Source organism: Enterococcus sp. DIV0561, assembly GCF_050539875.1.
Lineage (GTDB): Bacteria > Bacillota > Bacilli > Lactobacillales > Enterococcaceae > Enterococcus > Enterococcus faecalis.
Map to the genome: position 1 here is coordinate 1484697 of NZ_CP172927.1, position 18967 is coordinate 1503663.

Genomic DNA, 18967 nt, shown 5'->3' on the forward strand with positions numbered 1-18967 from the left:
TTCCTCCTTACGTCAGCAATTGATGTTTCCTAGCATAATCTTTCGCTAACGGGGTTAAATAGGCATTTTTACTTAAAGAAACACCTGCTTCTGTCATTCTTATCAATTGTTTTTCAGTAATGTAGGTTCGTTTGGTCTCCGCCAAAGAACGAAATTGTTTTTGACAGGCCGCCTGAAACATAGCATAATTTTCTGAATCATGATAAAAAATCATCCCAAACTGTTGGCACATGTCCACGTTTTCCTGAATCGTTTGTTTCAAACGATACTTCAATCGTGAATTTTTAATCACTGAAGGTATTGGGGTTAAAACCAATACCGGCTTACCTTCAAATAAGAATGCTAAGATGTTTTTGACTAATTCATCCGTTTCCTGTAAATGCGCAATCGCATTTACTTGGGAAAGCGTTAGCCTCTTTACAATCAAACCTCGTGCTTGCTTCTGCTCCTTGGTTACCCAATTTACATCAGGAAAACGAATAAACATCTCTTCAGGAAATGCTTCTTTTGCTTCTGCTAAAGCCACTGAATAAGACGACGACAACAATTGTTGGCAAATTCGATCAGTAATCTGTTGAATCAAATTTTCCATTTCAGAAACGTTCATTGTCCTTCCTCCTTTTACTTAAGAATATAGCCACGAGCTCCTTTGGTTAAGCCGCAAGCGTTGGCTTCATCGTAGTCAATATGCATGTACGTTGCAAATCGCGGACTGATTCGCACAACTACATCATCAAAGATTAACGGACGTGTGCCTTCCACTTTGACTTGCACAATTTGGCTATTGCTTACTTTATTTTTCAAGGCGTCTTCGGGTGTCATGTGAATATGACGTTTGGCAACAATTAAGCCGTGACTTAATGTCACAACTGCTGATCCGTTCATCAGCGTGACACCTGGTGTCCCTTCTGTCTTGCCACTCTCTCTAACTGGGGCGTTAATTCCTAAAATACGTGTATCCGTCATAGAAACTTCAACTTGTGATTCGCTACGTTCAGGGCCTAAAATAACCACATTTTGAAAAAGTCCTTTAGGTCCAGCAACTGTAATTCGTTCTTTACAAACGAACTGTCCAGGTTGTGATAAATCTTTCACTTTTGTTAGTTGATATCCTGGTCCAAATAATGCATCAATCTCTTGACGAGACAAATGAACATGTCGGCCAGAAGCTTCAACTTCAAAAGTATTTTGTTGTTGTTGCTGAATTCGTTTAACAACTTCTTCAACAATTTCATTCATTGAATCCAATTTGTTCATCTCCTAGTTTCGTGATATTTCAGCCATGGTGCTAATTAATTCTGCAGCCCAAGATTGAAAAAGGCCGAACAGTTGTGATTCTCCTTTTAACTGGAGAATAATTTTATCTAGTTGTAATTGAATTTCTTTTGAGGAATAGCGCCATTGTCTCTGTTGGTTAGTTAGAATAGTTACCTTTGATTCCAAAATGACTGGCTCCATTACAAGCGACTGTTCTAAAATAAATTTCTCTAACCACAGTTGTTGTTGTTCGAAATATAACCAACCTTCTGTTGATAACGCTTCATTCGTTAAGAAAGGCAAATACAATAGATGGCTTAAGTGCCGAATCTCATAAATTGTTTCTTTTGATAAATGTTCTTGTTTTTGTTTTTGTGAGGAGGCCTTCACTGAATGAACCTCAGAAAGCAATGGGTTTGTTGAAGAGAAGCTGCTATTAATCCGATGCTCGCGTAGATAGCTTTTGGCGGCTGGCGTCAGAAAACTGCCTACAGGAAACACAAAATCCGTGCCATCTTCTAGTTCTTTTTTAAGCCTTTTGTTGCGAAGCATATCTTCTGTAATAACTGTCATAACACCCCTCCTCAATGAAAGTTTAGGACAGAAGTAATGAACCTACCTCTGCCCCAAAAAATCAAAATTATAATTCAGTTGTTGCGTGTGGTAAAATAGCGTCTACTTCTGTATGTGGACGTGGAATTACATGGACAGATAATAATTCGCCAACACGTTCTGCTGCGGCAGCACCAGCATCTGTTGCTGCTTTTACAGCACCAACGTCACCGCGAACCATTACTGTAACTAAACCGCCACCGACTTGTTCTTTTCCAATTAAAGTAACGTTTGCCGCTTTCACCATTGCATCGGCTGCTTCGACAGCACCTACTAAACCACGAGTTTCGATCATTCCTAAAGCATTTGTACTTGACATTATAATTTCCTCCTAAGATGTATGTTTTATTTTTAAAAATTTGGGACAATTAGCAATTTGACTTAGGTCCCAAACCCTAAATCCAATAATTTATTTGTTTTACTTTTACTCGCTCGTTTCTTGTTAGTTTAAGCGAGCTAAAACTTGAGCCACCACGGCATTTACTAGTTCTTCTTGATTGGTTGTTTCGCAAGAAGTAGCCACAGACGTGGTTGATGTTTGACCAAATTCTTGACGGATCTCTTCTAAATCACGCACGCCATATGCAACACGACGTAAATTGAACAGATTTTCAACCCCAATATTATCAGAAGTTGAGCTGCCACCAACTGCGCCACAGCCAAGTGTTAATGCTGGCACTAAGTTAGTTGAAGCACCAATTCCGCCAAGTGTACCAGAGGTGTTAACAAGTAAACGAGAGACGGGTTTTCTTAAGCCAAATTCACGAATGACTTCTTTGTTTTCTGTGTGAATACCCATCGTATGACCCGCACCTTCACCTTTCAAAATTTCAATTGATAACGCGCAAGCTGCTTCCCAGTTTTCAACTGTATAGAAAGCAATAATCGGCGCCAATTTTTCTCTTGAAAATGGATATTTCAAGCCTACATGTGTTTCCTCGGCAACAATTAAGCGGCGATCTTTTGGAATAGATAAACCAACTAATGAAGCAATATGTTGAACGGAACGTCCTACGATTTGCGGGTTCATTGTACCGTTTGGTCGTAAAATAAATTTAGCTAATTTGTCGGCTTCGGCTGGACTTAAGAAATACGCTCCCTGCTTAATTAACTCTTCTTTGACCGCTTCACGGTTGACAGTTTCAACAATAATTGATTGTTCCGATGCACAAATTGTACCGTTATCGAAAGTTTTTGAATCCATTATTTGTTTCACTGCATGAGGAACATTTGCGCTTCGTTCGATGTAGGCTGGTCCATTACCAGGCCCAACACCGATTGCTGGTGTTCCAGAAGAGTACGCGGCTTTAACCATTGCGTTTCCACCAGTAGCTAAAATTAAATTTGTTTCTTTATTTTTCATTAATTCGCTGGTCGCTTGCATAGTTGGCGTTTTGATGACCGAGACACAACCTTCTGGTGCCCCTGCAGCAATAGCCGCTTTTTGGATAATTTCTACTGTTTCAATAATCGATTTCAACGCATTGGGATGTGGTGAAAAAACAATGCTGTTGGCAGCTTTTAATGAAATTAATGCTTTGTAAATGACTGTTGATGTCGGGTTGGTAGAAGGAATTAATCCTGCAATTACACCAACTGGGACAGCAATTTCAGTGACTTTTTTGGCAGCATCATCATTGATCACACCAACTGTAGGTTTGTCCTTCATTTCGTCATATACTACTTTTGAAGCGAAAGCATTTTTGATGATTTTATCTTCATAGATACCAAATCCTGTTTCTTCATTGGCCATTTTCGCTAACTTTTCTCGTTGGTTAAACGTAGCCTCTGAAACTGCTTGGACAATCGCATCGATTTGTTTTTGCGAAAATGTTGCTAATACTTGCTGTGCCTCTTTGGCTTTTCTGATTAAATTTCTTGTTTCTTGGATGGAACGTAAGTCTTTATCTACTAATTCCACTCGTCTTCACTTCTTTCTATTTCAGCCATGATTGCTTGAATTAAAGCTTCTTTATTGGCAAATTTAATCTCACTTTTCTTTAAACTACTTAGGTTCATTTTGTAGGCTTGTTTGCGTAAATCAACCACGCGTTGTGTTTCTAATTTTTGGCGTGTGCCAGTGTGTTCTTCCAAGTCTGGTGTTTCAATCTCTTCTTCAATTACTTCTATTTGTTCCATCGGTTCAGGTGCTGACTTGGGTTCTGGATCTGATAAAATCACTTCCGTTTGAGCATCAACCCGTGAGATCACATGATGAGCAATTAAACAATTTAATTCTTTAGCTACTTCCGTGCCTACTTCAACGGCAGCTTGAACCGCGGCAACGTCACCAATCAGTTCCACAGTTGTTAAACCGCCATTAATAATTTCAGCTTTTAACAAAGTAACGTCGGCGGCTTTTAATGCCGCATCGGCCACACTAATGGCACCTAAAAACCCTTTGACTTCGACCATTCCTAATGCTTTCATTCAGGTCACATCCTTAATAACTCAACGGATTGTCAGCGATATTTTGAATGACTTGTTCAAACGCACTGCAAGCAGCTTTACATGCAGATTGACTACCTGTCAATAAGGCGCCGCCAAAGTTCGTTTCAGAAGGTGGGCCATAAAAGACACCCATTTGAACATCGGCAGCTTTCATTGCTGCATCTAAGCCAACCATTGCTTCTAGCGGTGGAGCAATCAGATAAGCAATCGCTTCACCTTCAGGAATATTCGCTTGTTCAGATAAAAAGCTACCCGTTCTTGATACTACATGTGCAAAATAAACAATGCTGTCATCTTCGTTAGCACTATAGAAGCTGGCTTCTTCTTCAATGACTTGCGTAATGACACTCAAGCCACTATTGACTTCGGCAGGACTCGGACCAGCAATAATGCCAATCACTTCACCGGCTAATTTGGTTGAAGCATTTGCTGCGCCAGCATACATACTTTTACCGTAAACTACAGTAACATCGGCGGCTTTAGTTGCTTCATCTAATGCAACATAAGTGACATCATCACAATCGGAAGTAACAATTCCTAATGAGCGATGTTCTGGTTTCAATGATAATTCTTTTGCTAATGCCGGATCGACATTGGGAATGACTTTCATACTTAGGACATTTGCACCTAGACGATCATTTTTCATGAGAAATCCTCCTTTATTCAGCTTCTTTTAAATCAATACCAGATTTTTTCTTGTCTAACATTTTTTTAATAATTTCGGCAATGTAGGCGCCTGCTTCAACAGCCGGTGTCCCACCTTTGTGAATATTTGAAATAACTGTCCGCCGTGCTTCTGGCATACCGACAGTTGGTTTGTAGGCAATGTAGGCACTCATAGATTCTGCTGTTACTAAACCAGGACGTTCGCCAACTAGCAAACAAACAACATCAGCGTCAGTGATTTCACCAATTTTATCCATTGCTGGCACGCGACAATATTTAACAAAAACAACATTGTCGAAATCTAAGTTGTACATGTTTAATCCTTGTTTAATTGCTGGTAGGACTTCTTTAATATTCGCTTCGATAGCTGCTGAACTAAGGCCATCCCCTACGACCATTTGGATTTTGGCTTTTGGTGTCGTATTTTTCCGAATGATTTCACTATTTTCTTCATCAAATTGACGACCATAATCTGGACGTGTTAAATATTCATCTTTACTGTTACAGATTGTTTTTGTAGAAATAAAATTCATTTCTTTTACCAAGTCTTCGCTTACGTCTGAAAAGACCGCATCTTGTGCTGCCGCATGGTCTGCTCGGAAACGTAATGTTGAACTAGTCATATAACGCGTCCCTGCACGACCAACGCCTAAACGAGCTGGCGAGAAAGCTTTCATTTTTAATAGTGCTTCAGGATCTACGGCATTTTTCAATAGTAATTGTTTACGTAAATCTACTTCAGTAATGTCAGGAATTAGGCCTTCTTCAATTTCTGTCGTTTCAGTGACGTGTGTTGTGACTGGTTTTTCTTCAGCAGTCACAGTGGCAGTCGAAACCGCTTGATTGTCAGCGACCATTTCTGTTAAAATTCCGGCAATCATTTCTTTTAATTCTTTTTCGTTCATTTGTATTCTCACCTCGTTTATTTAATAAATACAGATGCATCGCCAGCGCGACTTGTTAATTTTCCGTTTTCCATTAAGCCCATTTTTTCCATCCATTCTTCAAATTCTTTAATTGGACGTAAGCCTAATGTTTCACGAATCGTCGCAGTTTCATGGAACCCAGTTGTTTGATAATTTAACATGACATCATCGCCATGAGGAATCCCCATGATATACGTACAACCAGCTGTTGCTAATAACATTGCTAAGTTTTCCATATCATTTTGATCAGCTTTCATATGGTTGGTGTAGCAGACATCACAGCCCATTGAAATTCCAGTTAATTTGCCCATGAAATGATCTTCTAAACCAGCGCGGATGACTTGTTTTGAATCGTAAAGATATTCTGGTCCAATAAAGCCAACAACGGTATTTACAATATACGGATCAAATTTTTTGGCTAAGCCATAACAACGCGCTTCCATTGTGACTTGGTCTGCGCCAAAGTTCGCTTCAGAAGAAAGTTCTGAGCCTTGACCTGTTTCAAAATACATCACATTAGGACCAGCTGCTTGACCACTGTGAAGTGCTAAATCTTGTGCTTCAGCTAAAATTTCTGCATTTAAACCAAATGCTGTGTTCCCTTTTTCTGAACCAGCGATGGATTGAAAGACTAAGCCAGTTGGCGCGCCTTGACGCATGGCTTCCATTTGTGTCGTTACGTGAGCAAGCACGCAAGTTTGTGTTGGAATTTCCCATTCGCTACGGAACTCTTCAAATTTGTTTAAGATTCGTTTAACACTTTCTGTAGAATCATCAACAGGATTCAAACCAATTAAAGCATCACCGGCGCCATAAGAAAGACCTTCCATAACTGAAGCCATAATGCCATCGACATTATCGGTTGGATGGTTCGGCTGTAAACGATTTGAAAAAGTTCCGGGACGGCCAATCGTTGTGTTGGCGGTTTTTTCAATATTGATTTTTTTTGCGCCAACAATTAGATCCATGTTGGACATTAATTTACAGACAGCAGCAATCATTTCAGAAGTGAGTCCACGGGAAATTCGTTTGATATCAAAATCGGTTGTTTCCGAAGATAAGATAAATTCGCGTAATTCTGCGACTGTCCAATGTTTAATACTTTCAAAAATTCGCATATTGACTTGGTCAATAATAATGCGTGTCACTTCGTCTTCGTCATAATCAACAACGGGATTGTTAAACAAGTCATTTAAGGACAATTCCGATAAAACGACTTTCGCTGCCACGCGTTCTTCGGCTGAATTAGCAGCTACGCCAGCTAACTTGTCGCCAGACTTTTCTTCATTGGCTTTGGCTAAGACTTCTTTAACGGATGTAAATTGATAGACTTTGCCAAATAGTTTGGTTTTTAAAATCATCTTTGTGTCGCTCCTTTTTAATTAAATACTAAGGTCTTAACAATGACTGGAAGGACGGCCCCTTCTGCCACTGGTAAGCCGATATCTACATAATCACCGTTTTCTACTTTGACAGAGTCAAGACAGATAAACGGATAGTCTTTTGGCAGATGGGCACTTAAGGCATGCCCTAAAGCTTTCGCCATGTCTTCATCCACCATAACAATAATGGGAATTTGTTCAGCAACTAAACTAGCTAATCCTTCCACAATCCCTTGACCATAGCGTTGAATATCAGCAAATGTTGGATTGCTCATGCCTCTAATTGCTAGGGCAATCTGGGGTGTTTCTTCAATACGATGCCAATTGAGTTTTTCTTGGATTCGCTGGCCTAGTTCTGTCACAGTAAGGGTTTCATCCTCTTGCGCTAATTTTAGAATTGGGATATTTTTTACCGGCAAAATTTGCTCACGGTAAGCAATCGTGCTTCCGCTAATTTCAGCAGTATGTGAACCTGCTCCGACGACCGTTGCTCGGATTGTTTCTGCGCTTTCTAAGACTTCTTTTTCCGAAAAAATCAGTGACTTTCTCAAGTATTTCCCTAAAAGTAAGCCGATGTCCCCATATTTAAAGAGATTCGTACTTGTCGTATTTAAGCAATCAGCCACACCACCAGAAAATGTTACAATTGGTAATTCCTCACCTTTTCGTAGTGGATGGTTGGTTACTAATAACTGGTAGAACGGACTTTGTGTCCCCAAGCCAATGCTATTTTCTAACACGGCAACTAATTCCGAAATAATTGGCAGTAAGTTTTGTTCGGTGGCTTGGTCACCAAGGTGCAAGGTTAGCCCTTTTTTATTTATAATTTCTTGAATTTTCGGAGCTATATAGGTGATTTTTTGTTGTTGATCTAATTTAATTAAGCGTCCGCCAATGTCAAAACAAGCCGTGTCAATCACTTCACCATCTTTAAAGACAGCTAAATTTGTCGTTCCACCACCAATATCTAAATTAACCACCGGTCGGCGTTTCGTCTCAGAATAGGTTTGAGCGCCAGCGCCTTTTCCGGCAATGATACTTTCTAAATCGGGACCAGCCGTAGCAACGACAAAATCACCTGCGTAGCCACTAAGTGCTCGTAGCACATTGTTGGCATTGCTTTTTCGAGCAGTTTCACCTGTGATAATTACCGCACCCATTTGAATATCTTGTTTATGAATGCCTGCTTGGCGATATTGCTCCGCTACAAACGCTTTGATAGGTTCTGCATCAATTTCTGATTGGTTAAGTAAGGGTGTAAAGATAATGTCACTTCGGTAAATGACTTTTTTATCAGAAATGCTGATACGTGGTACTGTAAACGCAGAGGCAAAATTTTCAACAGTTAATTCTGACAAGACTAATTGGGTTGTAGACGTCCCTAAATCAATCCCTACGGTTAAAAGTGTTTCCTTCGACATCGCCTGACTCGCCTCCTTTTGCATACAAAAAGGCACTTAAAGAATCGTTAGAAAATTTCTTTCTACTTTTCTTTAAGCGCCTTTGCTTAATCAATGAACAACATCACTGGTGTTCTGTTCGAAATAGAAACAGGTTTTAGTTCCCTGTTTATTGGATTCAATTGTAATTTTTCCTTTTAATTTATCTTTTACGTAGCTTTTGACAATCATCAAACCTAAACTGGTCTCGTTACTTTGATGAACGTCATAGCCTTTACCATTATCTGTAACAGTAATGGTAATCATTTTATTATCTAATGTTCCACTAAGTTTAACAACGCCACTTGTTTGTGGCTCAAATGCGTGATCAAAAATGTTTTGTAATAGTTCGTTGACAACAAGGGAAATGGTAACCATTTGTTCGCTAGAAACCATAATGGCTGGATCAACATCCATCATCATCTCAATGGGTTGTGCGCCTTGAAAAAGATGTCTAAAATTATACATCACTGCTTCCAATGTTTGCCGTAAAGCAACGTCATCTTTGACTTGTTTTGACAGCAATTCATGGGTGGCTGCAATCGCCATAATTCGATTGACACTTTCATGAAGGACTTTCTTTGCTTCGGGGCTTTGCGTTCGCCGTTCTTGAATACGCAATAAGGAAACCACCGATTGCAAGTTATTTTTAACACGATGATGAATTTCACGAATCGCAACAGATTTGGAAATAATTTCCGCTTCTTTTTCTTTAAATTCTGTATTGTCTTGAATAATCATAATCAGTTGTTCTTCTGATGCCAACCACACTTTCCGAACCTTAAAATAATAATTAAGGTAGGTCGTTTTGCTTTCAATTGGTTGATTACTCATTTTATATTTCATTTGATACAACACATATTCAAAAGTTGTATAATCGATGGACAAATTGTCATAACTCATTCCAATGATATTGTCCCGATAACCAAGTTTGCGATAAAGCTCTTGTGCATTGTGATTGGTAATTAATAAGTGACCCGCCGCATCAAAAATCAAAACGGCTTCTGCCAATTGATCAATAAATAATGCGTCGACTTGACTAGTTGATTTCGCTACTTTTGCTAACTGGCAGTTATTTAGCTCCTCTTTTTGTAAGTCCGCTTGAATCTCTTCATCTGCCGCAATCTCGACAATAATGACACCAATCGTTCGATGTTCATTGCGAATGGGATAGATATTTTGCTTAATCAAACGATTTTCCTGAGTCACTGCTAACAAACCAATGCTATTTAAGCTAGTTTGCATGGTACGCAGAACACCAGGTTCATTTTTTAATAAAGCTTCCATCCCGACGACATCTCCGCTATATAAAGAAGTTGTTTTCGCAGGCGGCTTATGATAAACGACTAGTGCTTGTTGTGACATTTCCTTATACACATCAATAAAAACATCTGCACTTTGATAGAGTGTCGTCGAAGAAAGATAACGTGCTGTACGTTGTAATTCTTTAATGTCTGATTCTGAAAGATTGGTATATTGGTGACATAATTGCTCTAATCGTTTCATTTATTCATCATCCATTACAATCAATTCTGCAATTTCACTCATACGTGCGCGTTTGTTCATACTTAACGTACGCAACATTTGGTAGGCTTCTTCTTCCGATATATGATTTTCTTTTACAAGAATACCTTTGGCTTTTTCGATAATTTTACGTTCTTCTAATTTTAAACTTAATTTATCGATTTGATTTAGTAACAGCTGCGTTTGTTTGCCTCGTTCAATGCTCATTTCAATTGTAGGTATTAATGATTTTTCATCTAGAGGTTTAACTAAATAACCCAGTGCGCCTAATTTTTTAGCCTTGTCCGTATTTTGTACGTCACTGTATGCAGATAAAAAGACAATACTACTGGCTAGTTGGTCTTGAACAATTTTTTTACCTGCTTTTAGACCATCTAAAATTGGCATTTGAATGTCCATTAATACTAGGTCAGGTTGTGTTTTTTTACATACTTCAATTGCTTCAAAACCATCGGCCGCTTCACCGACTACTTCGTACCCTGCTTCTATCACAATATCACGAATATCGAGTCTCGTAATAGGTTCATCATCGACTATTACAATTCGTCCATCCATTTTCTTCACGCCCTTGTCCTTTCAACGCTATGTTCTGGTAATTTTACAAGTTACAGAAAAGTTTAAAATCTGTTGTAAACCTTCAATCACCGCTTGTAAGGCCGCTTCCACTGAGCTTACGTCACCAGAAATGACCACCGATCCAGAAAAACGATCAATAAAACCGATTTGGATATCTCCGCTTTTAGTCGCAATATCAACAGCGATAATTGCCGCTTCGCTCGGAGTGATTGTCAAAATACCTAGTGCATTGCTGGTGCCTTCTGGCAATCCTAATTTTGTATAAATTTCTTTATTAGGACTAGCAATGATGTGCGCTAACGTTACTTGTTTCCCAGGAACATATTCTTGAATCATTCGTTGTTTTTCTTCCAACCAGACTCGCTCCTTTAATTTAGCAAATAAAAAATCCTCAATAAAAAACGTAAAGGTTCCACTTTCGCTTTCTACTAAGGAGCTTCTTTGCTCTTAAATTTTGAAGCACGCCGTTGTGCTACCCACATTATATGTTATCGATTTCATCCTGTCAATCGCTTATAAGATAGAATTTAAAATTTTTGTCACTTCTGCTGCTGTTGGTTGGACAGGATTTGTTTTGGTGCAGCCATCCATCAATGCGCCTTCAGCTATTTTTGGGATTGCAGTTTGGACTTCTTCTTTTGGTAAACCATAATCACTAAAAGTGGCAGGCATGTTTAATTTGTGACGGAGTTGCTTGATTTGTCGAATAAATTGTTGAACACCAATCCGTGCATTGGTTGTCTGTGTATCATTTAGACAATTTGCTAACTGCGCATAACGTTTGGCTGTTGGTTCGTTGGTGACTTTGCCATTCGCTAAGCCACTGTTATATGCAATGACTTCAGGTAAGAGCATTGCATTCATTCGTCCATGTGGCACATGTAAACGCGCACCGGCCGCATGAGCAATACCGTGATTCAAGCCTAACGAAGTAACATTAAACGCCATCCCTGCCATACATGAAGCTAAATGCATATTTTCACGAGCTTCTTGGTTGCTACCCTCATTAAAGGCTATTTCTAAATTGTCGAATACCAGGCGAACGACTTTTTCGCACAACGCATCTGAAATCGGATTTGCTTCTGTTGAAACATACGCTTCAATAACATGCGTTAAGACGTCCATTCCTGTATCCGCTGTGATTTTTGGTGGCACACTCATCACTAAATTTGTATCTAAAATCGCAATTTCTGGTTGAATTTCATCCGTTACAAGCGGGATTTTCGTGCCAGTTTCTGCAACCGTAATCACTGAAAAATTCGTAACTTCTGAACCAGTTCCACTAGTTGTAGGAACCGCAATAAACTCAGCAATCTGAGTTTGCAAAGTACGTTTGCCAAAAAATTTCATTGCTTTGGCCGCATCAATAGCGGATCCCCCACCTAAAGCTAATATCGTATCTCCTTGAAATGTCGCTAACTGCTTAATTCCCGCAGCGATTTTATCAATTGGTGGATCGGGGATGATGTCACTAAAAATTTGCCATTCACTTTTTGTTAAATGCTTTGTCACTTCATTCACAAATCCAGAGTCAACCATGAATGGATCTGTGACAATGAAAACACGTTTATCATGAAGTGTTTCCAAATTGGCTAATGCGCCTTCTCCTACCCATAGTTCGGTAGGGAAATGAATTGTTTTCATCTAAATTCCTCCTTAATAAAATACAAAAAGACACTTCAAACAAACGAAAAATCATCTGTCTGAAGCGTCTTTGCTTCCTTATGTATACGCCATTGTACACGAAACCTTATCCATAGAGTACAACGCCTTTAATTAATTGTCAATAAAAAAAGGGAATATAGCAGTACGTCATTGTACCTGAAATCTCCTTCAACATTGAAAGACCAGCCCAAAATTCCCAAAAGCACTTCCTCGTGCCATTAATTGGATTAATACAAATATCTTGGGCTGGATTTTCAACACAAGCGTTGTTAAGAAACATCCTGTTTTGCCTCGAAACAGCATGCCCAATAATGAAAAAATGAAAAGACCTGACTTAAAAGCAACCTTGCTTCTTCACAGTGGCGGGACCGTGCCAGATTCTCACTGGCTTCCATTCATATTTTTCATAAAATATTCGTTTAATCTATCTGAAATTTACCATAAGTTTTTTAGAAAAGCAACTGTTTACAATCCATCCTCTTTAATTTTATGGAAAACCTTTTCGCTTCGTTCATAAAAAACATCAGGTCGTTGTGCTTGAACATTTAAATAGCGAGCCAACGCATAAAAATAATCTGATAAACGATTGGTAAAAATTAATACCTCTTCGTTAATTTTGGCTGTCCAATTTAAACGAACAATGATGCGTTCTGCGCGCCGTGCAATCGTCCGAGCCACATGAACCATACTGGCTGCTGAGGTTCCGCCAGGTAAAATAAAACGATCAATATCTGGTGATTGTGCAGTGTAGAAATCAATCCGCTGTTCTAGCCAATGGACACTTTCCTTTTGTAATTTAAATGGTCGTTGTGCTTCAATCGGTGTTGACAAATCTGTTCCCGCATCAAAAAGTAAATGTTGTAAAGCTTCTAGTTCTTCTTTAATTTCTTGATTTTCTTGTGGAAGTTGGCTGATAATGTAGCCGACCCAAGAATTCAATTCATCAATTGTTCCATAACTTTCAACTCGATCAGAATCCTTAGCGACGGTTGAGCTGCCGACTAATTTCGTCATTCCCTTATCGCCAGTTTTTGTATAAATTTTCATTCTGCTTCATCCTCCTCTAAATAATCTACTAATTCTTGCAAGCCAATTTTTTCAACAGAAGAAATTTCAAAAATTCTTGTTGCACCCGCACTTTTTAATTGTTGCCGAACAATCTCTAACTGCTGAGAATCTTGTGCTAAATCAATCTTGGTTAAAATACCAATGATTTCTTTCGGGAAAATACTACCAAATCCTGGTGAAAAAACTTGTTGTGTTTCTACAGCACTTTGAACCAAACCGATCACATCTGCTTCTGCCGCTGTGACGTTTAATGCATTATAATATTGCCGATGCAAAATAAACTCGCCCGGTGTATCAATCATTTCTGTATGAAATTCCACCGCCTGTGTTTTATCATAAATTAATTCTTTGCCTTGCAGAGCTTGACATAACGTGGTTTTGCCACAACCGATAGCTCCCATTAAAATGATTCGTTTCATCGCTACCTCCATAAAAAAGGAGCCCAAAGCAAGTACCATCACGTACTTAGTCTTGGGCTCCTTTGCCGATTTGTTAAAACACGCCATTGTGTTTCTGATTCTTTGCCTTTATCTTACCTGTTTCCAAAAAACTTGTCAAAGTTATTGAATAGTTTCCCAAACTTTATGTTGTTTCTGAAAATAGGAAACAATATCTGTTTCAAAAATCGTTTGTAAAAATTCTTTTGAAGCCAACGTTTGAAAATCACCTTGCGCGGCCACTTTCCCTTGCTTCATAAACACAATTTTTTCACTTAGCGTTAACGCTAAACGGATATCATGAAACACCCCGATTAACGTTTTCCCTTCTTGCGCACTCCACTCATTTAACTGCTGAATCAATTCTTGTTGATACCGAATATCCAAATGATTATTGGGTTCATCCAATAAAATAATTTCTGGATCTTGTACAAATAATTTAGCCAAAAATACTCGTTGTTGTTGTCCTCCTGAAAGCTGATTGACAACTTTATCTTTTAAAGGCAATAAACCCGTGCGTTCTAAATAATAAAGGACTCGTTCTTTTTCTTGTTTAGAAACAATAGGTAAAAAACGTTGTGCTTGTTGTCGATACGCCCCCATCAAAACTGTTTCGTAAACCGTATAATCAAAAGCAACTGTCGTGAATTGACTCATCATCGCTACTTTCGTTGCCAATTCCTTCCGCTTTTGTCCATGAACTTCTTGACCATCAATTAAAACAGAACCACTATAAGGGACAAGTCCGGCAATCGTTTTTAAAAGTGTCGTTTTACCGCAACCATTTGGACCTAAAATACAAGTTTTACTACCTGTCGGAAAAACGAGGGAAATATCTTTTAAAATGGGGGTTTGTTGGAGCGTTACAGCTGTTTCTTTTAATTCAATCATGCAGCAACGCCCCTTTTTTTAAAGTAAATATACAAGAAGAATGGCGCTCCAATCAAGGCTGTTACGGCCCCGATGGGAATTTCTCTTGGTGATAAAATCGTGCGAGCAATTGTGTCCCCTATTACCATGATGGTCCCACCTAAGATTGCTGAACCGGGAATCAGCCAGCGATGAGTCGCCCCTAGATAGCGACGGACAATATGTGGTGCTATTAAATCAACAAAACCAATCACACCGACAAATGAAACCGCACTTCCTGCTAGTAAACTAGCCAAAAGAATAATGCGTAGTTTTGCTGTTTTGACTTCTACTCCCGCTAACATCGCATGTTCTTCTCCTAAGCCAAGAACATCCAATGCGTTGGCATCAAACCAAAGAAACAGACTACTGACAAGCAAGATTGGACAATAAATAGCAATTTTTTGCCAATTACTGCCAGAAAAACTACCCATTTGCCAAAAGACTAATTGTTTCAAATAATCTTGGAAAAGTGCTGTAATCAACGTCAAAATAGCACCGACAAACAAGGTCATAATCATCCCCACTAAAACAACTGTTTGATTGGACATTTGACTATCCATTGTTTGCGTAAATAACAAAACTAAAAAGACCGTTGCTAAGCCAAAGATAAAACCAGTTAAAGGCAATAAAAATGCCCCTAAGATCGAAGCAGTTACTCCAGTTACCATGATTAACGCAGCGCCTAAGGATGCTCCCGCTGATACGCCCAAAGTATACGAAGAAGCTAAAGGATTACCTAAGAGCGATTGCATCACCGTGCCACTTACTGCTAAGCCTGCGCCCACGAGATAGGCCATCACGACACGCGGTAACCGAACATTCCAGATGATTCCCTCTAAAATCCCGTCTTCTGAAACCGTCTTTTTCACTAAAATTTGAAGCAAATCCGTTAACGAAATCTGAACACTTCCAATTTTAATACCCAAAAAGAGCATGCTCATACTGATCAAGAGCATCAGTATGAGACACGTTTTTTTACTCATCTTTTAAATCCTTATATTCCTCTGGATAAACAGCTTTTGCCATTTGTTTTAATGCTTTGGTAATGTGGTTATTTGGTAAAGAGCTAGACATATTATCAATTTCGAAAACTTCTTTGTTTTGAACTGCTGGAACGCTTTCCCAGTTTTTACGAGCTAAAATTTCTTTGGCGGGATCTTTCATATAGTTAACATTGGTTAAAATGACTTCTGGTTTTGCAGCAATGGCCGCTTCTTCTGTCACTGGTAACCAGCCTTTTTCATTTGCCAAAACATTTTTTGCCCCAATTGTTTCAATCATTTCATTTAAAAATGTCCCATTACCAAAACTATAAATGTCTGGTAAGGCAGCTACTTCAAACAAAACAGTTTTTGGTTTTTTAATAGTTTTCCCAATTTTCGCTACTTCGTCGATTTCTTGTTCCATTGTTTTGATTAACTTTTGTCCTTTTTCATGTTCGGATAAGCTATCCGCGATGAATTGGACGTCTTCTTTGATTGCTTTGATACTTGTACTAGTGGGGATATTAACGACTGTAATTCCAGCATCTTCCACTTGTTTCCAAACACTTTCTGAACTAGCTAAATTGATGTCATTCACATAAACAATTTGTGGTTTCAAGGCAATCAATTTTTCTGCATCGACAGCCATCATATCCATTTGTGGTAATTTTTTTAAATCAGTCATCATTGTGCTACTTTGAGTATCAACTGCGATTAATTGGTCGGTTTTACCTAAGTCTTCAATCACTTCTGTTGTTGAAGGCACTAGAGAAATAATTTTGGTTGCTTCTTTGGGTAAAGTAATTTCTTTGCCGCTACGGTCTTTGGTTGGTAACGTTACTTCTGTTTTTTCAGAAGAGGTAGTTGCTTTCTTTTCCTGTTTACCACACCCTGCTAAGCCAAGCGTTGCTACTAAACCTAAAGTCATCATTGTTAAAGTAAATTTTTTCATTTTTTCATCCTCGCATTCGTCTATTTTATTTTGGGGAAAATTTTCTGAAATGAACCTCCTTTGTCTCAACGTCAAAACAATACAAAAAAACCACTTTTTTCTCCAATAGAAAAAAAGCAGTCACTTAACTATGCTAATGATATACTCAGCCAGTTATCTTCAAAGCCCCTTCTTTTTCCTACAAAAGAATGATTAGACTTATCAAGCCGGTATCCTGACTTAGCTTCTTCTTACTCCCAATCCTTCCAGAATAATCTGTGGTCTTATTGGTTTCATCCACCATACAGTAGGTAGGTCTGTAGAGGATTCGCACCTCTTTCCCTGACACTTCATAAGTACATATATATTGTATCTTCGTTGATAACTAATTTTCAAACCAGTGATTAGACGTCTTTGTCTAATGACACACATTTATTATAACGGTTATCAACCATTTGTCAACGCTTCCTCAAGCAAAAGAAAAACTTTTCTTGTTTTAGTTATTAGACGTTGTTCCGTTTTTCTATTCATGATAAAATAAATCCTAGTTTGAATAAGAAAGAGGTTAACTTGATGAAAATCGTCATTTTGTTACTTGTTGCCTATTTATTAGGTTCGATTCCCTCAGGTGTTTGGATTGGTAAACTTTTCTTTAAAAAAGATATACGCCAATTTGGGAGTGGGAATACAGGAACAACCAATACATTTCGTGTCTTAGGGAAACCTGCCGGAATTACGGTATTATTAATGGATATCTTGAAAGGAACGTTAGCCACTTCATTACCCTATTTGTTTGGTTTACAAGGCGTGAATCCGCTCTTCTTTGGGGTAGCAGCTGTTTTAGGGCATACCTTCCCTATTTTTGCCAATTTCAAAGGTGGTAAAGCCGTAGCCACTAGCGCTGGCATGTTATTAGCATACAGCCCCACATTTTTTATTTATTCTGCTCTTATTTTTGTGATTTGTCTGTATCTAACCAGTATGGTGAGTTTAACAAGTATGATTAGCGCTGTACTAATTACACTTTCTACTATTATTTTGCCTTTCACTGTCCCAGCTATTTTACCAACATTTAACTGGTTATTAACCGTGATTGCGATTGCTTTGACTACTTTTATCTTTGTCCGTCATCGTGAAAACATTCAGCGAATTAAAAATGGAACAGAAAGTCGCCTTTCTTTTGGCTTACGTGCAAAAAAATAAAGAAAAAGGCTGTGAACAAATAATGTTCACAGCCTTTTTCTTTATTTTACACTAATCATATACTGTGTTTTAAATAGTTCGTTAGCTGGTAACTTATTGATGCCAAATTTTTCAGCAAGTTGGCCAGTTGCGTCGACAGCATCAGCAATCCCGCACCAAGGTTCGATACAGACAAAAGACGCTTCTTTCGGTGTCGGTGACCAAATCCCCACAAAAGGCATTTCTGGATAACTCAAAGTGACTTGATGGTCACTTTCGTCTGTGGCAATCGTAATTGCTGTTTGACCTTTTGTTTCAAAAATCATTGCATCATTTTCAAATAATTGATGCGTTAAGTCAAAGCTGGTATTCGTTTGGGCTAGCGTTTTATTCGCTAAATCAATAAACGGGCCTGCTAAGGGAATTTGTGTCCGTGATTTTTTAGGTGAAAAACTTAGATAATAATCTTCAAACGTTAGTGAAGATTCTAAAGGTACATTAAAGGCTGGATGACCACCAATCCCAAAATACATCTCTTCTTTCCCTGTGTTTTCTACTTGGTAGTTTACAGTCAATTCTTGATGTTCTAATGTATAAGTAATCACTAGTTCAAAATCAAAAGGATACTTTTTCTTGGTTTCTTTTGTTGATTTTAGTGAAAAAGAAACTTCTTCTCCACCTTTTTCAATCACATCAAATACTTGATCACGAGCAAAACCATGTTGAGTTAAATGATACGCTTGATTTTGGTACATATACGTATCTTCTTTTAGACGACCGACAATCGGAAAAAGTACGGGCGCATGGCGGGCCCAAAATTCAGGATTTCCTTGCCAAATATATTCAATGCCGGTTTCTTTTGATTGTAAACTTACTAATTCTGCTCCTTCTTCAGCAAATGTTGCGATTAGAAATTCATTTTCAATTTGTACAGTCATTGCGTTGTCCTCCTAGTT

The 18967-nt window shown here is 38.6% G+C and carries 21 protein-coding genes and 2 riboswitches; of the genes, 1 reads left to right on the forward strand and 20 read right to left on the reverse strand.

The features are described 5' to 3' along the window. Positions 1 to 7 precede the first annotated feature (7 nt). The 19 genes from IGM13_RS07180 to IGM13_RS07270 form a co-directional block, all read right to left on the reverse strand. On the reverse strand, positions 8 to 607 hold the full coding sequence (locus IGM13_RS07180; protein ID WP_002420177.1) for a TIGR02536 family ethanolamine utilization protein: 600 nt from the start codon (positions 605 to 607) through the stop codon (positions 8 to 10). A 14-nt stretch (positions 608 to 621) separates the two neighbouring features. Beyond that, the gene (gene eutD, locus IGM13_RS07185) at positions 622 to 1257 is read right to left on the reverse strand and encodes an ethanolamine utilization phosphate acetyltransferase EutD (RefSeq protein ID WP_002357516.1); all 636 of its coding nucleotides are present in this window, start codon (positions 1255 to 1257) and stop codon (positions 622 to 624) included. Positions 1258 to 1260: 3 nt separating this feature from the next. Then, entirely contained in the window at positions 1261 to 1830 is a 570-nt protein-coding gene (locus IGM13_RS07190) for a hypothetical protein (protein WP_002420176.1), read from the reverse strand. Between the two features lie 67 nt (positions 1831 to 1897). Beyond that, positions 1898 to 2188, reverse strand: a complete 291-nt coding sequence (locus tag IGM13_RS07195; protein ID WP_002357513.1) for a BMC domain-containing protein — start codon at positions 2186 to 2188, stop codon at positions 1898 to 1900. Positions 2189 to 2311: 123 nt separating this feature from the next. Then, positions 2312 to 3790, reverse strand: a complete 1479-nt coding sequence (locus IGM13_RS07200) for an acetaldehyde dehydrogenase (acetylating) (protein WP_002371118.1) — start codon at positions 3788 to 3790, stop codon at positions 2312 to 2314. Beyond that, positions 3781 to 4299, reverse strand: a complete 519-nt coding sequence (locus tag IGM13_RS07205; RefSeq protein WP_002360254.1) for a BMC domain-containing protein — start codon at positions 4297 to 4299, stop codon at positions 3781 to 3783. The genes IGM13_RS07200 and IGM13_RS07205 overlap by 10 nt, the downstream gene beginning before the upstream one ends. A 13-nt stretch (positions 4300 to 4312) precedes the next feature. Further along, positions 4313 to 4966, reverse strand: coding sequence for an ethanolamine utilization microcompartment protein EutL (gene eutL, locus IGM13_RS07210; RefSeq protein WP_002357509.1), 654 nt, complete (start codon positions 4964 to 4966; stop codon positions 4313 to 4315). A gap of 13 nt (positions 4967 to 4979) precedes the next feature. Beyond that, positions 4980 to 5891, reverse strand: a complete 912-nt coding sequence (eutC, locus tag IGM13_RS07215) for an ethanolamine ammonia-lyase subunit EutC (RefSeq protein ID WP_002363986.1) — start codon at positions 5889 to 5891, stop codon at positions 4980 to 4982. A gap of 17 nt (positions 5892 to 5908) precedes the next feature. Next, a complete protein-coding gene (locus IGM13_RS07220) occupies positions 5909 to 7273 on the reverse strand; it encodes an ethanolamine ammonia-lyase subunit EutB (RefSeq protein WP_002357506.1) in 1365 nt (454 codons plus the stop codon). A gap of 17 nt (positions 7274 to 7290) precedes the next feature. Continuing rightward, positions 7291 to 8739: an ethanolamine ammonia-lyase reactivating factor EutA gene (eutA, locus tag IGM13_RS07225; RefSeq protein ID WP_002420175.1), complete on the reverse strand. Its 1449-nt coding sequence runs from the start codon at positions 8737 to 8739 to the stop codon at positions 7291 to 7293. A gap of 66 nt (positions 8740 to 8805) precedes the next feature. After that, on the reverse strand, positions 8806 to 10239 hold the full coding sequence (locus tag IGM13_RS07230) for a sensor histidine kinase (RefSeq protein ID WP_002357504.1): 1434 nt from the start codon (positions 10237 to 10239) through the stop codon (positions 8806 to 8808). Next, entirely contained in the window at positions 10240 to 10812 is a 573-nt protein-coding gene (locus IGM13_RS07235; protein ID WP_002357503.1) for an ANTAR domain-containing response regulator, read from the reverse strand. It abuts the gene before it with no gap. 27 nt (positions 10813 to 10839) lie between these two features. Then, a complete protein-coding gene (eutS, locus tag IGM13_RS07240; protein WP_002345864.1) occupies positions 10840 to 11187 on the reverse strand; it encodes an ethanolamine utilization microcompartment protein EutS in 348 nt (115 codons plus the stop codon). 159 nt (positions 11188 to 11346) lie between these two features. Beyond that, a complete protein-coding gene (locus IGM13_RS07245) occupies positions 11347 to 12477 on the reverse strand; it encodes a 1-propanol dehydrogenase PduQ (protein WP_002420173.1) in 1131 nt (376 codons plus the stop codon). Between the two features lie 292 nt (positions 12478 to 12769). Then, a riboswitch (adenosylcobalamin (AdoCbl) riboswitch) is annotated at positions 12770 to 12919 on the reverse strand. Between the two features lie 44 nt (positions 12920 to 12963). Further along, positions 12964 to 13545, reverse strand: a complete 582-nt coding sequence (locus tag IGM13_RS07250) for a cob(I)yrinic acid a,c-diamide adenosyltransferase (RefSeq protein ID WP_002408470.1) — start codon at positions 13543 to 13545, stop codon at positions 12964 to 12966. Beyond that, on the reverse strand, positions 13542 to 13985 hold the full coding sequence (locus IGM13_RS07255; RefSeq protein WP_002363995.1) for a EutP/PduV family microcompartment system protein: 444 nt from the start codon (positions 13983 to 13985) through the stop codon (positions 13542 to 13544). The genes IGM13_RS07250 and IGM13_RS07255 overlap by 4 nt, the downstream gene beginning before the upstream one ends. A gap of 141 nt (positions 13986 to 14126) precedes the next feature. Further along, positions 14127 to 14894 (reverse strand): ABC transporter ATP-binding protein, encoded by a 768-nt coding sequence (locus tag IGM13_RS07260; protein WP_002365688.1) that lies wholly within the window; start codon positions 14892 to 14894, stop codon positions 14127 to 14129. After that, positions 14891 to 15898: a FecCD family ABC transporter permease gene (locus IGM13_RS07265; RefSeq protein ID WP_002361862.1), complete on the reverse strand. Its 1008-nt coding sequence runs from the start codon at positions 15896 to 15898 to the stop codon at positions 14891 to 14893. Before IGM13_RS07265 ends, IGM13_RS07260 begins: the two co-directional genes overlap by 4 nt. Further along, on the reverse strand, positions 15891 to 16919 hold the full coding sequence (locus IGM13_RS07270; protein WP_002408467.1) for an ABC transporter substrate-binding protein: 1029 nt from the start codon (positions 16917 to 16919) through the stop codon (positions 15891 to 15893). The genes IGM13_RS07265 and IGM13_RS07270 overlap by 8 nt, the downstream gene beginning before the upstream one ends. Positions 16920 to 17037: 118 nt before the next feature. Next, a riboswitch (cobalamin riboswitch) is annotated at positions 17038 to 17197 on the reverse strand. A 205-nt stretch (positions 17198 to 17402) separates the two neighbouring features. Here IGM13_RS07270 and plsY point away from each other — a divergent pair. Continuing rightward, positions 17403 to 18032, forward strand: a complete 630-nt coding sequence (plsY, locus tag IGM13_RS07275) for a glycerol-3-phosphate 1-O-acyltransferase PlsY (protein WP_002360243.1) — start codon at positions 17403 to 17405, stop codon at positions 18030 to 18032. Between the two features lie 41 nt (positions 18033 to 18073). Here the strand turns inward: plsY and IGM13_RS07280 are convergent, their stop codons facing one another. Continuing rightward, complete coding sequence (locus tag IGM13_RS07280; RefSeq protein ID WP_002420172.1) at positions 18074 to 18949, reverse strand: aldose 1-epimerase family protein; 876 nt, start codon at positions 18947 to 18949, stop codon at positions 18074 to 18076. Positions 18950 to 18967 lie beyond the last annotated feature (18 nt).